The organism is Vibrio sp. 10N.237.312.B06 (assembly GCF_041464685.1).
Taxonomy (GTDB): domain Bacteria; phylum Pseudomonadota; class Gammaproteobacteria; order Enterobacterales; family Vibrionaceae; genus Vibrio; species Vibrio tasmaniensis_A.
The window spans coordinates 13,841-29,334 of the sequence record NZ_JBFSPI010000014.1; the positions used below are offsets into that span (position 1 = coordinate 13,841).

Here is a 15,494-nt window from a genome sequence, read left to right on the forward strand (position 1 = left end):
ACACCCTCAAAGAGTTTGGTTTGCCTGAGACTTTCTTTCTATTTGATTATTTCGGGAGCAAGACCGTATCAATTACGTGGATTACACCATTGCTTGATTCCACATCTGCCGCAATCACTTTTGCATTGTTAACCATAACCGTGCCATCGCTTACGCTTATCATCACGTTTTGACCTTGGATTGTTGTCGCTTTATCTATTTTCATAACGTCTGCCGCCATCACTTTCCCTGCGACTACATGATAAGTTAGCACTGCGAGTAGTTTGTCTTTGTTTTCCGGTTTCAAAAGCATATCGACAGTACCATCTGGCAACTTGGCAAATGCTTCATCGGTTGGAGCGAAAACGGTAAAAGGTCCTTCTCCTTTCAAAGTATCTACAAGTCCACCCGCTTTAACAGCAGCTACAAGTGTATTGAAAGAGCCATTTCCTACTGCGACATCGACGATATCTTTTTTCATCTCATGATGATTGGCGTTAGCGAATGCACTAAAAAAAAGTGCAGCGACAAGAAGAGATAGAGACTTGCTAATTTTATTAATCATGTTGGAATCCTTTGAGTTTGTCCGTTATTTTCGTCAGGTATTACGAAAGGCTCAAAGCGATGGATCAATTTATACCAATCACAGTAAGTAAGTGATCAAAAATAGCGCAGGAAAAAAGCTTGAGAACAAGGCTGCTCTTTTCAATAAATAGTTTCGATAAGTAGTTATTCTACAATCAAAAAACCTAACGACGTTATCGATATTTTTAACAAGCTAGGGTGAACAGTTATTTACTACGATTGGTATTATTATACCTTTGAGCTATTTGCTTCGAGAGCGAACTTTACTCTATGAACAGGCGAGTGAGGGCCTTCAATGGTGCATTTTTAGTATTTGAGTTTGTTATTTATGGGCTGTGGCGACTGTTTTATGGGCTATGACGATTATTCAATTATTTCTGTCACTTACGGTTGTAGCTACTCGTTGCTATCCGTAATATGAAAATTAGCTTAAGGATAGAAATAGACAGTAAGGAATCACTTTGGAAATACAAATTAGACATCTTGAAACCACAGACAACCAAGACATTTTTGATATTTATCGTCATTCATCAGTATCAGAAAATACCTCACAAAAACCTTTCCTTAGCTCTGAGCAAGTGGAGCGATTGTTTGGTCATTCAGACCATTTCACTTTAGTCGCAGAAGTGTCAGGTAAAGTCGTTGGGCACATTACCTTATTCATGACGACTAAGGTGAGAGACCGACATAGTGCTGGCTTAGGGATTGCGATTCACCCTGATGCACACGGCAAAGGGGTTGGGAAGGCATTAATGAAAGAAGCGATTAATCAGGCTGATAATTGGCTTAATCTGGTCCGTCTGGAGCTAGAGGTTCATGCCGATAACAACGCTGCCATTGCTTTGTATGAACGAGTAGGTTTTCAGTTAGAAGGCACTAAAAGGCTGAGTACATTCAAAGGCGGGAAATACATTGATATGTTGTTGATGTCGAGGATTCGACCTGATTATCGTTGATTGTTAGACCTATAACGTCCTATTTAGATGAAATCAAAGAAGCTGGCAGTGTGCCAGCTTCTTTGGTTTGAACGAGATATTTTATAGATTTGTTCGTAATCGAATCTACTTGTTCACGTAATCTTTGAATTTCTGCTTCGTTTCAGCATCGGCTTTTTCGTACCAAAAATACAACATTTCTTCAGCTGTGTTAGCCGCATTTCCATCAATTTTTGCTGGAAGTGTTACAGGTTGAACAACCGCCGCTGTTGCGCCTGCTGTTGTACCTATAGCTAGCGCAGCAATGCCGCCTTTCTGGTTGTATTCTTTTGCTTCTTGAGGGTATTTACGTCCAATTTGCATACCGTCTTTAACTAGCTTGTCTTGCTTAACGCTGATTTCATTCTGGTTCTCGTCAACAAGGCTCCACTCTAAGTTCTTAAACCCAGATTTTGCTTCTGCTGTGTTGCGGTATTTTGGCAGGTCGAAAGTCACTGTGGTATCAGTCGCATCGAATGTTGCGATAACAGCGTCGCTGTCTACGAATTCACGATCGTTACCTTTATCAAATGCAAGTTGATATTGGAACACGATTTGGTTTTGGCCATCTGGTAACGTCAGTGTTTTATGAGAAGAGAATAAGCCGCCGTCTAAGTCAGGCTTAGCTTCGTTAACCGCTAGAATATCAACACTGGATGGAACTTGGATTTCAACGTCAGCTAATACTGAAGGTGCAGCAACGATAGCTGAGAGTAGGGCAATGCTTTGGATTGTCTTCATAATCATACAGTTGTTAGGGTGAGTTAAAATACAATCGCACGCATATCTCTGTATTTCAAGTGATGTCCGTGGGATTTGAAAAAATTTGCGTAATCTTAACGTAACGGTCATAAACGAGGCGAGTTACAAGGCTATGCGAGTAAATGTATGCGGATAACCTTGTTCGTCACTCGTTTGATAAAGGCTTATGTGGGACAGTTTTCATTGTTGATATACTGAAAAGCCGTGATAGCACTTGAGCTATCACGGCTTGGTTTCGCTTTCCTAGGTTGGTTAAGCTTTAGCTAATTATTTAGCTTGCGCTGCTGCCGCTTCTAGTTGCTTAAGTTTACCTTGAAGCATGTACGCATTCTGGTTGAAGTTACCAGGGTTCAACACTTGGCTTTGCTGCATTGGGTAGTCAGGTAGTGTGTTCATGAACTCTTGTACTTTGCCGCCTACTGGTACGAATAGCCACATATTGTCTGCCATCCAGCGTAGGTACATGCCCGATTCGTGTGGTGCTTTTTCGAATGGGTCAGCACGTAGGTGAACGACTTGAGGCCAGTTTGGTTGGAAACGAACTGCATCAACAATGTTCCCGTCCATTACTGCGAAAGAAATCTTGAAGTCATTCCAACGTACCGCATTTAGTTCAGCGTTAGCAGAGAAGTAAAGCATGCTGTCACGAGGGCCTTTCTCTTCTTTACCTTGGAAGTAAGGTAGGAAGTTGTAACCATCTAGGTGTACACGCCAGTTTTTACCGTTGTAAGTAGCACCTTTATCAGAAGCAAGCTTCTCAACCACTTTATCATCACCAGCGGCTGCTAGTAGAGTCGGGATCCAGTCTTGGTGACCCATGATGTCGTTGATCTTAGTTCCCGGTTTGATAGTGCCAGGCCAGCGAACTAACTGAGGAACGCGCATACCGCCTTCGTAAGTTGTACCTTTCTCACCGTGGAAGTAAGTTGCACCACCATCAGGCCAAGATACTGTCTCTGCACCGTTATCGGTAGAGTAGATTACGATGGTGTTGTCTGCGATCTTAAGCTCATCAAGCTTGTCTAGAAGGATACCGACTTGGTCATCGTGCTCTAGCATGCCATCAGCGTAGATGCTGATACCAGATTTACCTTGGTATTTTTCTTGTAGACGAGTCCACACGTGCATACGAGTCGTGTTGTGCCAGATGAAGAATGGTTTGTCAGCTTTCACTGCTTTTTCCATGAATGCTAAAGATTCTTCTAGGAACTCTTCATCCGCATGCTCCATACGCTTACGCGTCATAGGGCCTGTATCTTCAATCTTACCGTCAGAAGTCGACTTGATTACACCACGAGGGCCAAAGTTCTTACGGAACTCAGGATCTTTAGGGTAGTAGTATGTCTCTGGCTCTTCTTCCGCGTTTAGGTGGTAAAGGTTACCGAAGAACTGGTCAAAACCGTGGTTCGTTGGAAGGTGTTTGTCTTGGTCACCCATGTGGTTTTTACCGAACTGAGCTGTCATGTAACCCTGTTCTTTAAGAAGGTCTGCGATAGTTGGAGCCCAATCAGGGATACCGTGGTCCGAACCTGGCATGCCGATAGTCAATAGACCAGTACGGAAAGGTTCTTGACCGGTTAGGAATGCAGCACGACCAGCAGTACACGATTGTTGACCGTAGTGGTCAGTAAATAGTGCTCCTTCGTTAGCAATACGGTCGATGTTAGGTGTTTCGTAACCCATCATACCGTTGTTGTATGCACTGATGTTGAATACACCAATGTCATCACCCCAGATAGCAAGAATGTTTGGTTTTTCTGCTGCTGTTGCCGCTGAAGAAGCTGCTAATAAGCCAACACCTAATGCTAGTTTATTAATTTTAGTACCCATAAGGACTCCAATTCACTTTTAAGATTAATGCGTTAGAACAACACATCGATGAGCAAATGTTATTCTCAAAATTCCGTTCCGTCCTTTTATAGTGCTTATAACCAATCGTTATGATGTCTAGTTAACTTGTTGATTCATATGAGTTCTAGTGTGTTGCCAGAACAACCCCTTAGTTTGTATGTGTGATCCTTATCATGTTTGTTGCCGTAAACCTTATCGATGACTTCTGTATCCATATCTCGATGAAAATGACAAAAATATTAATAGCTTAGGTAATCTCGCGTATGCGCAAAAAATGAACTATACGTTGTAGGGCAGGATGCAAATAACTTACGAAGAGGTTTCTATGACAGCGAAGTATGGCGCTAAACGTCGATTAGCGATTTTGGGTACAGCAATGATGGCCGCGTCTAGCGCCACTTTTGCAGCAGAAAAGCCAAATATATTGGTCATTTGGGGGGACGACATTGGTCAATCCAATGTGAGTGCGTACACATTTGGCTTAATGGGTTACCGCACTCCAAATATTGATAGCATCGCCAAAGAAGGCATGATGTTTACCGATTATTATGCGGAGCAGTCTTGTACCGCAGGTCGCTCAACGTTCATCACGGGTCAAAGTGTTCTTAGAACGGGTTTAAGTAAAGTAGGCCTTCCAGGAGCAGACATTGGTTTGCAAGCGGAGGATGCAACGATTGCAGAAATGCTTAAACCTATGGGGTACATGACAGGTCAATTTGGTAAAAACCACCTTGGCGATAAAGATGAATTCCTTCCAACAGCACACGGGTTTGACGAATTTTTTGGCAACCTTTACCACCTGAATGCTGAAGAAGAACCGGAGAATGAAGATTACCCAACTGACCCAGAGTTCCGTAAGAAATTTGGCCCTCGTGGTGTGATCAAATCATTCGCTGATGGCAAGATTGAAGATACAGGCCCATTAACGCGTAAGCGTATGGAAACGGTCGATGAAGAAACACTAGACGCGGCACTTGATTTCATGGATCGCGCAGTGAAAGCGGATAAACCATTCTTCGTTTGGTGGAACGCAACAAGAATGCACTTTAGAACGCACGTGCAGCCAGATAGCAAAGGCGTAACCGGTATCAGTAACTACGCTGATGGTATGGTTGAGCACGATCGACACGTTGGACAACTATTGAAGCAAGTGGATGAGTTGGGAATCAAAGACAACACCATCGTTTTCTACTCAACGGATAACGGTCCACACATGAACTCTTGGCCTGATGCCGGTACAACTCCGTTCCGTGGTGAGAAAAACACCAACTGGGAAGGCGCATATCGTGTACCAGCAATGGTTCGTTGGCCAGGAAAGATTGAACCGGGCAGTGTTTCAAATGAAATAATGCACCACATGGACTGGATGCCAACCTTCGTTGCAGCCGCTGGTGATGATCAGATCAAAGAGAAACTACTGAAAGGTCATACTGCGGGTGATAAAACGTTTAAAGTGCACCTAGATGGTTACAACTTCCTTCCTTACCTAACCGGTGAAGAAGAGAAAGGCCGTCGTTCGGAGATATTCTACTTTACCGATGACGGTGACCTTGCGGCACTTCGTTACAACCAATGGAAAGCGGTGTTCATGGAGCAGCGCGCGACGGGTACCATGCAAATTTGGGCAGAACCGTTTGTAACGTTACGTCTTCCTAAGCTGTTTAACCTCCGAATGGACCCATACGAAAACGCAGATATCACATCGAATACTTACTATGACTGGTTGTTAGACCATGCTTATATGTTTGTTCCTGCTCAAGCGTATGTTGGCAAGTTCTTAGAAACCTTTGCTGAATATCCACCACGCCAAAAAGCAGCGAGCTTTAGCTTGGATCAGGTTATGGAGAAACTTCAAGAGAACCATAATAAGTAAGCTTTGGTTTATTGAAACTGCTAACACGAAAGAGCTCTTCGGAGCTCTTTTTTTATGCGCATATCGATGAGTAAATACCAGTCGTGAATATGAGTCACAACAATCAAGCTCACTGCCACTAAATAATTGTAAATTCATTGTTTTTACGTCTACCTTATTAAGCATAAGGATGTATAAAAACAAGGAATGTTATGTCTGCATGGTTGTGCTCACTAGTGAACGGATTGAAACACCAGCGAGTTGCAGTATTATCCGCAATGTTGTCTTTACCTATGTTGTCGACACTCAGTGTCAATGTGTATGCTAATGAACAAGCTCCAACGACTGAAGCTACGCTTATTGGTTCAGGAACTTTAGATGCCAGCTCTCCCAAGGCTACGTATGTCGGTTCTGAAGCATGCGTTGACTGTCACAGCGAAGAAGTGGAAGCGTGGCAAGGCTCTCATCATGATATGGCGATGAAGCACGCCGATGATGAATCTGTGTTGGGCAACTTCGACGATCAAACCGTGACTCATAAAGGAAAGCCCAACCGTTTTTTTCGCAAGGGAGATGAGTTTTGGGTCAACATCGAAGGGCCGGATGGCCAATTCAAAGATTACAAAATCAGCTATACCTTCGCCTTTGAACCTCTACAACAGTACATGGTTGAGTTTGAAGACGGACGCGTACAGTTGATTCCTTTCGCTTGGGACTCTCGCACTGAGGGCGAAGGCGGTCAACGCTGGTTTAACCTCTACCCGGATACCACCAACACTGATGAATTCTACTGGACCAATAGCGGTCAAAACTGGAACTTCATGTGTGCCGATTGCCACTCAACGAACCTAGAGAAAAACTACGACAGCGCGAGTAATACCTATAACACTACTTGGTCTGAGATTAATGTCGGTTGTGAAGCCTGTCATGGCCCTGCAAGCGAGCACGTTAAACAAGCCCAGCTAGCAAATTACAAGTCAGTAAAAGCCAACGGCGAAAAGGATGTTCAAGCCTCCGCGCATTATGGCTTTGATCGCGACTTGTCGAAATCGGTGCAAGAATGGATCTACCAAGAGGGCAACTCAACCCTACAACCAAAAGACATCATCCATACCAATCAGGTTCAAACCTGTGCGCAATGCCACAGCAGACGTACTCAGTTAAATGAAACTGGAGATCACGTTAACGGGTCTTTCTTTGATGAGTATCGTCTAAGTTTGATTACTCCTGAGCTTTACCATAACGATGGTCAAATCTACGATGAAGATTACGTTTACGGATCTTTCTTGCAATCAGTGATGGCTGAAAAAGGCGTCACATGTACTAACTGTCACGATCCACATACTGCAGAACTGAAAATTGCCGAAGAAGCGGTGTGTAGCCAATGTCACATTGCATCAGAATACACGCCTGAAAAGCACACATTCCATGAAGCGAATACCGAAGCTTCACAATGTACCACTTGTCACATGCCCGAGACGACTTACATGGAGGTCGACCCAAGACGCGACCACAGTTGGCATATCCCGCGTCCTGATATTAGCCAACACATTAAAACGCCGAACGCTTGTACTAGCTGTCATGAAAACCAAACCGACCAGTGGGCAGATAAGCAAATCGGTGAGTGGTTCCCAGATTCTAAGTATCGTAATCAGCAGCACTTTGCCGTTGCCTTTTATGCTGACTCAATAGGGCACAGAGGGGCAGAGGATGCGTTGGCATACTCGGCTCAGGACTCCAGCTTGAGCAATATCATTCGTGCATCGAGCTTAGAACGTTTGGGCGGCAATACGGGTAAGAATACGCTTATCTCGCTAGCAAGAGCGGTGAAACATGATGATGAAATGATCCGTTTGGGCGTTGTGCAAGGCTCGTCTGGTTTCCCATTCACTGACCGTTGGCAAATTCTAGAGCCACTACTGAAAGACCCTGTATTGTCGATTCGTTCAGAAACCGCAGGAGCGCTTGTGCGTTATTGGGGTGAGATGAACCCTCTACAGAAAGATCAAATCAAACCTGCCTTGCAAGAGTACATTGAGATACAACAATTTAATGCCGACAGAGGGTTTGGACGTACGAACCTAGGTAATGTTTACCGAGATTTAGGTCAGCACGACAAAGCGATTGAGTTTTATCTAGGTGCTATCGACATTGAGCCTTACTTCGAGAACAGCTATGCCAACTTGGCTGATTTGTATCGAGCGCAAGGTAACGAAGCAAAAGCGCTGTCGACATTGAAGCAAGGCATTCAAGCTCAGCCGAAATCGAGTGTATTACCATACAGCGCAGGATTATCTCTGCTTCGTGTGAAAGATTACGACCAAGCAACCGACTACCTTAAACAAGCCGCTGAAACTGCGCAAACCGACCCACAATATTGGTATGTGTACGGATTGGCTTTGGAGAAATTCGATGTGCTTGCGGCAAGTAAATCACTGCACAAGGCTTACCAATTTAGCCGTAACCCACGGCTCCTGTATGCCCAGTGTGAAATCTTAGCGCGTAATTACCAACAACCCGGCGTACCTAAAGCGTTTGAGCAATGTGTTTCATCATTGAGCAAAGTGGCGCCACCAGAGGCAGTTAACCAGTTGAAAGCAATTATCCAGTAGAGAGCACTTAGCAAATAGAAAGCAGTTAGTCAGTAAAAAGCTATTAGCAAGTAGAAAGCTGGGCTGAAATAAAGCGCCAGAATTGACGTGGCTATGGCGCTTATAATTTATGGTGCTTATAACTAATAGTTATGGGGCTTGTGAGTAGGATGTACACAGCCAGATTGAATAAAGGGAAGACCTATGAACCATGCGCAACAAGCATTAAACCAACTGATTGAAGAGACAGAGAAAAGTGTTATCGGTCAGAGTCACGTCGTTCGTGCTCTCGTTATAGGGTTATTGACCAATGGCCATGTGCTTTTAGAAGGGCTTCCCGGTACAGCAAAAACTCGCTCGGTGAAGTCATTAGCGAATTTACTGAACACCAGTTTTGGTCGAATTCAGTTTACGCCAGATCTTCTGCCATCCGATGTGACGGGCACTGAAGTGTATCAAGAGCTTGATGGCAAGCCTCAGCTGCATTTCCAACCGGGTCCTATTTTCAATAGCATCGTTCTGGCCGATGAAGTAAACCGTGCGCCCGCGAAGGTACAAGCGGCACTGCTTGAAGCGATGGCGGAAGGGACGATTACGGTGGGTGGTCAAACTCATATTCTGCCAGATCTATTCATGGTGCTAGCCACTCAAAACCCAGTAGAGCAAGAAGGTACGTATCCACTGCCTGAAGCACAAATGGACCGTTTCATTATGAAAGTGACGGTCGGCTATCCAGAAGATGAAGCTGAACGCGACATCATTCGACTTGTGCGCAGTGAGGAACTCGGTAGCGAGACGAGTTCGGAATTAGTCACTCCAGAGCATATTGAACCTGAGTTGGTACTTGAAGCTCGCCGCCAACTTCCAGATATTGCCGTTTCCGATTTAGTTGAGAACTACATTGTGGCTTTGGTGATGGCGACTCGTAAGCCAGAGCGTTACCCAGAATCAAACCTATCAAAGTGGATTGAGATTGGCTCAAGCCCGCGTGCTTCTATTTCATTGGATAAATGCGCTCGCGCTTATGCGTGGTTGCAAGGGCGTGACCACGTCACGTTGGACGATGTGCGTGCCATGTTGCCGACCGTATTAGGCCACCGATTCTCGTTGTCTTACGATGCATTGGCCGATGGTATTGACCATCAAAGAGTGGTTGAAGAACTGCTTGATAATGTTGAGATTGGATAACTAGGGGGCGTCATGGCTAAGCCAACACAAGCTCCTAAACCGCAAGGCCTTGATCCTCGACTGTACTGTGACTATTCAAGGTTAGTGCGAATCCAGGCTCAAGCTGAGTCGTTTTCTCTGTTGCCTCATCTAAAGGCGGGCAGTGTATTGTCGGGCCGACATAATTCCCTGTTCCGTGGTCGTGGTTTGAATTTTGAGGAATTACGTCATTACCAATTGGGTGATGATATCCGTAATCTCGATTGGAAAGTAACGATGCGAACGGGTAAGCCTCATGTTCGTAGCTATACCGAAGAGAAAGACCGAAATGTAATGATCTGTGTCGATCAGCGCAGTTCGATGTTCTTTGCTTCTCAAAACACCATGAAATCGGTTGTTGCGGCCGAAGTCGCGGCATTGTGTGGATGGCGAGTCCTGAAAGATGGTGACCGTGTTGGCTTTGTTTTAGCTTCTCATCAAAAACTCTTCCACACCAAAGCACAGCGTTCACAGTCTGATTTACTGGCTCAGTTAAAGCACCTTACTAAAGCAAATCAAAGCTTAGACGTGAGTGTGAGTGACAGCGAAGGAGTCGGGTTCAGTCAATGGATTGAACTGATAAAACGAAGGAGATTAAAGCAGTCGACCTTGATCTTTATTAGCGATTGGCGCGACTGCCAAGAACAACATCTAGACCGACTAAAGCAGTTACAGCAACACAACGATATCTTGGCCATAATGGTCACAGACCCATTGGAACAATCATTACCTCAAGATCTCGCAAGCGCAAATTGGGTGGTGGGTGATGGTCGCTTTCAACTTAATCTCGATAGCCAATCTAAGGTTAACCTCGCAAGTGAAAGCCTTGCTCAAAAGGCTGCACTCCAGAAACAGTCCCTTGCTAAATTAATGGCGATGAAAAACCTCCCTTATATCGAATTAGATACGTCTGGAACTCATATTTCTCAGCTTCAAAAGCTGGTGGGAGGGCGTTAGATGGCCGTTGAACATACGCCTCCAAGTACTTATATCCTTCGCGATCTGCACGATGTCGCCATTCCCGAGAGCGTGAGCTGGATGCCGCAAACTATTGGCTGGAAGATCCTTGGCGTCATTCTGTTATTGGTCGCTGTCTATCTGGCTTATCGTTTAGCGCTAAGGTGGTGGAATAACCGTTATCGCAAAGAAGCGCTTCAAGAACTCATGGTACTGGATGCAAGAGACAATAACTCAACTGAACGAACCTTTAAAGTCCTCAAAGTGGTACTTCGTTACCTAGACAGCAGCAATGCAAAGCTGTTTGGAAAAGCCTATGTAAACCGTCTGAACGCTTATCTGCCTGTTAGCGCTAACACAAGTGAAAACAGCAATGCGTTCTTTGCCGATGAAGTTTCGGAATTATGGATGCAAAGCCTAATTGACCCTAATGTGCGTCTGAGCTTTGAACAGCGATTAGAGGTAATTCAAACCGCGATGATGTGGCTAAAACTTCACAAGCCGAATGTACAGGTAACGGTTGAGGGGCAAGACAATGTTTGATGTTTTATCTGCCAGCTTTGAATTTGCGCACCCACTGTGGTTTATCGCACTACCTTTGCCTTTACTCGTTTACTTCGCCGTACCTGCTTATCGCACTAAACAAATGGCCATCAAGGTGCCATTTTTCAGTGAGTTGGTTGAAGCGATTGGCGAGGCTCCATCAGAAGGTGCAAGCCAATTAACACCAAGCTGGTGGCAACGCACTACGCTGATCATTACCTGGGTATTAGTGATCTGCGCATTAGCGAAACCTACCATTCTTGGTGAGCCACAAGTTCGTGAACAATTAGGTCGCGACGTGATGGTGGTTGTCGATTTGTCTGGCTCAATGGCTGAACAAGATTTTACGTCTAAACAAGGGGATAAAATCTCTCGCTTAGATGCGACCAAAGAGGTGTTAGCCGATTTCGCGAAAACCAGAAAAGGGGACCGACTCGGTTTGATCTTGTTTGGTGATGCAGCGTTTGTACAAACGCCATTTACCGCCGACCAAGATGTATGGCTTGAACTGCTTAATCAAACCGATGTCGCGATGGCAGGGCAAAGCACGCACTTAGGTGATGCGATTGGTCTTGCGATTAAGGTGTTTGAGCAAAGTGAGAAGCAAAGTGCTGCCGTTCAAGATTCAAGTGTTGATGCCAACGTGAAAGAGAAAGTCGTGATCGTATTAACCGACGGTAATGACACCGGAAGCTTTGTTGAACCTATCGATGCCGCCAAAGTCGCCAAGGCGAAAGGCGTTCGTATTCACGTTATCGCCATGGGTGATCCTCAAACCGTGGGAGAAGTGGCGTTGGATATGGAAACCATCAAACGAGTAGCGCAAGAATCCGGTGGTGAAGCCTTTGAGGCACTTAACCGCGACGAACTTACCAAAGCCTACGCTCAGATTGGTGAGCTAGAACCACAATTATATGAAAGTACCACTTATCGCCCTAAACAGGGGCTGCACCATTACTTAATGGCGATTGTTGTTGTGATGTATCTGACTGCCTTTAGTCTGGCGACTTTACGTAGAAGGTCGCTTTTGGCTTCTAAAACTAAAAAATTGAAAGGAGAGGATGATGCCTGATTCTCTCACTCTGCAACAGTTCTTTACCCAGTTTCATTTTATCCGACCTTTGTGGTTGTTGGCCTTTATTCCGATGTTCTTCCTGTTATGGGTTCGTTGGAGAGAAGAGACCAAACCAACGTGGAAAGACATTCTACCTGCACACTTACGTGATGCATTGACCATTGGTGAAACAGGCTGGCGTAGGCAGCTGCCATTGAAGCTATTGGTGGTGATTGTAACTATCGCCATCATTATCTGTTCTGGCCTAACATGGCAACGTGAGGCTTCGCCTTTTGGTGAAGACAAAGCGTCGATGTTGGTTGTGCTTGATAACAGTGAATCTATGCTCGCTAAAGACTTACCACCGAGTCGCTTGGAACGATCTAAGCAGAAGATTAGAGACTTATTAGCAGCTCGGAAAGGCGGTAATACGGGCTTAGTTGTTTACGCAGGCAGCGCACACGTCGCGATGCCCGTTACTCAAGACAGCAAGGTTTTCGAACCGTTTCTTGCGGCTATCACACCTGACATCATGCCTGTATCAGGTAAGTCAGCAGAAGAAGCGTTGCCACTCATAAATCAGCAATTGTCTGGTGAGCTAGGTTCGTCAGTGTTGTTAGTATCGGATGGTGTAAATCCAAGGACCATCAGAGCGTTCGAGAGCTTCTTTAACGACAACCCATATCAGTTGCTCATTCTAGCCGCAGGAAACAGTAATGTGGTGAGCGATAACCCTGTCGACCTAGATTCACTGCGTAACTTAGCGAGTAAGACAGGTGGACGACTGATCGAAGTGACCGTTGATAATTCGGATATCCAACAGCTCAACAACGCGGTTGAAAGAAACATGCAACTCAACGGTGAGTCTTCAATGCCTTGGAAAGACATGGGTTATGGTCTGCTCATTCCAATGGCGATCATCATGTTGTTGTGGTTCAGAAAAGGATGGTTGGTTCAGTGGTGTGTTGTTGGCGTGCTGATTTCAGGCAGTATCTATTCACCAGATACTTTGGCGAAAACGGTCAACTTAACCGCTGAGAAACCAGTTGTGGTGGAGTCGGTTACGGCTTGGGACAAAACAGCTCAATGGTGGTGGGACTTATGGTTAACGCCCGACCAGCAAGGTCAACGCCTGTTGAACCAGAAGGAATACCTTGAAGCAGCAAAACATTTTACTGACCCAATGCGAAAAGGCGCGGCTTACTACTATGCTCGTGATTTTAAGCTAGCTCACAGTGCATTCCTGCAAACCAAAACTGACCTTGGTTTATACAATGCCGCAAGTGCGTTAGCCAGACAGCGAGAATACCTTGCCGCGCGAGATCTTTTGAAGTCATTAAGCGAGAAAGAGGGTCTGTCACCAGAACTAAGAACGGATGTGGAGAACAACCTTGCTGTGCTTAGTGGCATTGTCGAAGAGGTTAATCGCACCAGTGAAAGCCAGTCCGGAACCACAGATGCCCCTGAAGAGTCTTTAGAACTCGAAGACGATAAGCCACGAACGGGTGATGGAGCTGAAGAAGAAACGGTAGCGGAATTGATGCTCAAGGAAACACTTAACGCGAATGAGATTTTGGGCAGCCAAGAACTTGCCGACAAGTGGTTGAAGCGTGTAGAAGCCGAACCTAAGTTCTTCTTGAAATCCAAATTCCAAATTCAGTTAAGAGATCCTGCCCCTTCGATCGAGCAGATGCGAAAACAAGAACAGACGGCAAAACAGGAGCAAATACAATGAGTCGATATGATTTAGCTCTTGAAATGGTTCAAACAAAGGTAGGGTGCTCAGAGTCCTTTAAACTAACCAAGACCTTGCTTGTGTCGATGGTTCTATTGATTAGCACTGTTTTCCCTACACTTGCTTCTGCGACGGATATCTATGATCTGCAGAAGAGTGGTGATGTTGAACTGATCGCTTGGGTTGGAGAAAAACCGAAGTCAGGCGATAAGATAACGCCAGCGAAAGTCAGCGTTAATGAGCAAGTGATTCTGAATATTGAGGTGGCGACCCCTCGCTGGCTAACGGGTGGTACGCGAATTGGCAGCATCGAAATCCCGAATGTTATTGCTAAGCAGCGCAACCAACTCGCGACGAACTACACAGAGCGAGTGGGTGGCACAACATGGTCACGTCAACGTTGGGAAGTGACGCTTTATCCGATGACTTCTGGCGAGTTTGTGATTCCTACAGTGCCTGTTCGTATTCAAGTGTCAGCACCTGATGGCTCAAACGTTGGCGGCACGCTTTACACGCAGCCGATTAAGTTTGAAGCCTCATTACCGTCTGGTTTGTTAAGCGATGAATCGCCTTGGTTTTCAGCGACAGACGTGGATGTTGAGCAGCAATGGCAACGTTCGAGCGAAGACTTAAAAGTGGGTGATGCGGTTACTCGAACCGTGACGATCAAAGCGAAAGACAGTTTGTCGGTGTTACTTCCCAATGTGTTGACCAATGAATCGACACAGCAATATCAAGCTTACCCGCAACCTAATCGTTTAGATGACACACAAGAACGTGGTGACTACCGTTCCAGTAGAATTGAAGAGACGGTTTATGTGATTCAGCAAGGTGGTGAATTTACCTTACCGGAGTTCACATTCCAGTGGTGGGACAGCAAAAATCAGCGTCTTGAGAGCGTGGTAATAAAAGGCGAAGTGTTTGAAGCAAAACACACATTCCAATCCTTCATCAAAGCTTACATGTCGGTCTTTATAAGCGTTGGTTTGGCAGTGGTCTTATGTGGCATGTTATTCGTTACGGCGAAGCGCTATTACAAAAATCGACCAACACCAAGTTGGTTGGTATTGCGTCGTTTGCTTAAGCAAAATAATTGGCCCGCATTGAGAACCTTTATCTATCGTCAATTACGAAACCAAACTTCTCAGCTAGAGCTGAATAAAGCGAAACTGGGTAAAGCGCAACTTGGTAATTTGAATGGACAAAAACGTTGGGTGGAAGACAGTGAATCCCTCCAACAAGGGCGAGAAGACAAAAACGTATTTACTCGTTTGTGGAGAGGGTTACGTAACTTACCCAATGACACATCAAACTCAAGCAATTCTCGTTCAATTTTCGACCGCTTGAAAATCCCTAAAGCCTTGCCAGACTTAAAAGATAGAACTAAGTAGCAAACTTTAGTCAT

General features: G+C 45.2%; 12 protein-coding genes. 9 read left to right on the forward strand and 3 right to left on the reverse strand.

From position 1 onward, the window contains the following. Positions 1-46 precede the first annotated feature (46 nt). On the reverse strand, positions 47-544 hold the full coding sequence (locus AB6C75_RS05815) for a fasciclin domain-containing protein (RefSeq protein WP_372107272.1): 498 nt from the start codon (positions 542-544) through the stop codon (positions 47-49). 481 nt (positions 545-1,025) lie between these two features. Between AB6C75_RS05815 and AB6C75_RS05820 the strand changes: the two genes are divergently transcribed. Next, the gene (locus tag AB6C75_RS05820) at positions 1,026-1,520 is read left to right on the forward strand and encodes a GNAT family N-acetyltransferase (protein ID WP_372107273.1); all 495 of its coding nucleotides are present in this window, start codon (positions 1,026-1,028) and stop codon (positions 1,518-1,520) included. 105 nt (positions 1,521-1,625) lie between these two features. Here AB6C75_RS05820 and AB6C75_RS05825 read toward each other — a convergent pair whose 3' ends face one another. Both AB6C75_RS05825 and AB6C75_RS05830 read right to left on the reverse strand, forming a co-directional pair. After that, positions 1,626-2,279, reverse strand: coding sequence for a DUF2057 family protein (locus AB6C75_RS05825; protein WP_372049060.1), 654 nt, complete (start codon positions 2,277-2,279; stop codon positions 1,626-1,628). Between the two features lie 288 nt (positions 2,280-2,567). Further along, positions 2,568-4,130, reverse strand: a complete 1,563-nt coding sequence (locus tag AB6C75_RS05830) for an arylsulfatase (protein ID WP_012600756.1) — start codon at positions 4,128-4,130, stop codon at positions 2,568-2,570. A gap of 346 nt (positions 4,131-4,476) precedes the next feature. Here AB6C75_RS05830 and AB6C75_RS05835 point away from each other — a divergent pair, with 346 nt between their 5' ends. The 8 genes from AB6C75_RS05835 (at position 4,477) to AB6C75_RS05870 (ending at position 15,480) form a co-directional block, all read left to right on the forward strand. Continuing rightward, entirely contained in the window at positions 4,477-6,024 is a 1,548-nt protein-coding gene (locus AB6C75_RS05835; RefSeq protein WP_029222847.1) for an arylsulfatase, read from the forward strand. Between the two features lie 191 nt (positions 6,025-6,215). Then, complete coding sequence (locus AB6C75_RS05840) at positions 6,216-8,615, forward strand: tetratricopeptide repeat protein (RefSeq protein WP_372107275.1); 2,400 nt, start codon at positions 6,216-6,218, stop codon at positions 8,613-8,615. A gap of 183 nt (positions 8,616-8,798) precedes the next feature. Then, entirely contained in the window at positions 8,799-9,782 is a 984-nt protein-coding gene (locus tag AB6C75_RS05845) for an AAA family ATPase (protein WP_372049058.1), read from the forward strand. Positions 9,783-9,794: 12 nt separating this feature from the next. Then, on the forward strand, positions 9,795-10,757 hold the full coding sequence (locus AB6C75_RS05850) for a DUF58 domain-containing protein (RefSeq protein WP_372107276.1): 963 nt from the start codon (positions 9,795-9,797) through the stop codon (positions 10,755-10,757). Further along, on the forward strand, positions 10,758-11,300 hold the full coding sequence (locus tag AB6C75_RS05855) for a DUF4381 domain-containing protein (protein ID WP_372049057.1): 543 nt from the start codon (positions 10,758-10,760) through the stop codon (positions 11,298-11,300). Beyond that, a complete protein-coding gene (locus AB6C75_RS05860; protein WP_102249222.1) occupies positions 11,293-12,372 on the forward strand; it encodes a VWA domain-containing protein in 1,080 nt (359 codons plus the stop codon). The genes AB6C75_RS05855 and AB6C75_RS05860 overlap by 8 nt, the downstream gene beginning before the upstream one ends. After that, positions 12,365-14,089 (forward strand): VWA domain-containing protein, encoded by a 1,725-nt coding sequence (locus AB6C75_RS05865; protein ID WP_372107278.1) that lies wholly within the window; start codon positions 12,365-12,367, stop codon positions 14,087-14,089. Before AB6C75_RS05860 ends, AB6C75_RS05865 begins: the two co-directional genes overlap by 8 nt. Continuing rightward, positions 14,086-15,480, forward strand: coding sequence for a BatD family protein (locus AB6C75_RS05870; protein ID WP_372107279.1), 1,395 nt, complete (start codon positions 14,086-14,088; stop codon positions 15,478-15,480). Before AB6C75_RS05865 ends, AB6C75_RS05870 begins: the two co-directional genes overlap by 4 nt. Positions 15,481-15,494: the final 14 nt, after the last annotated feature.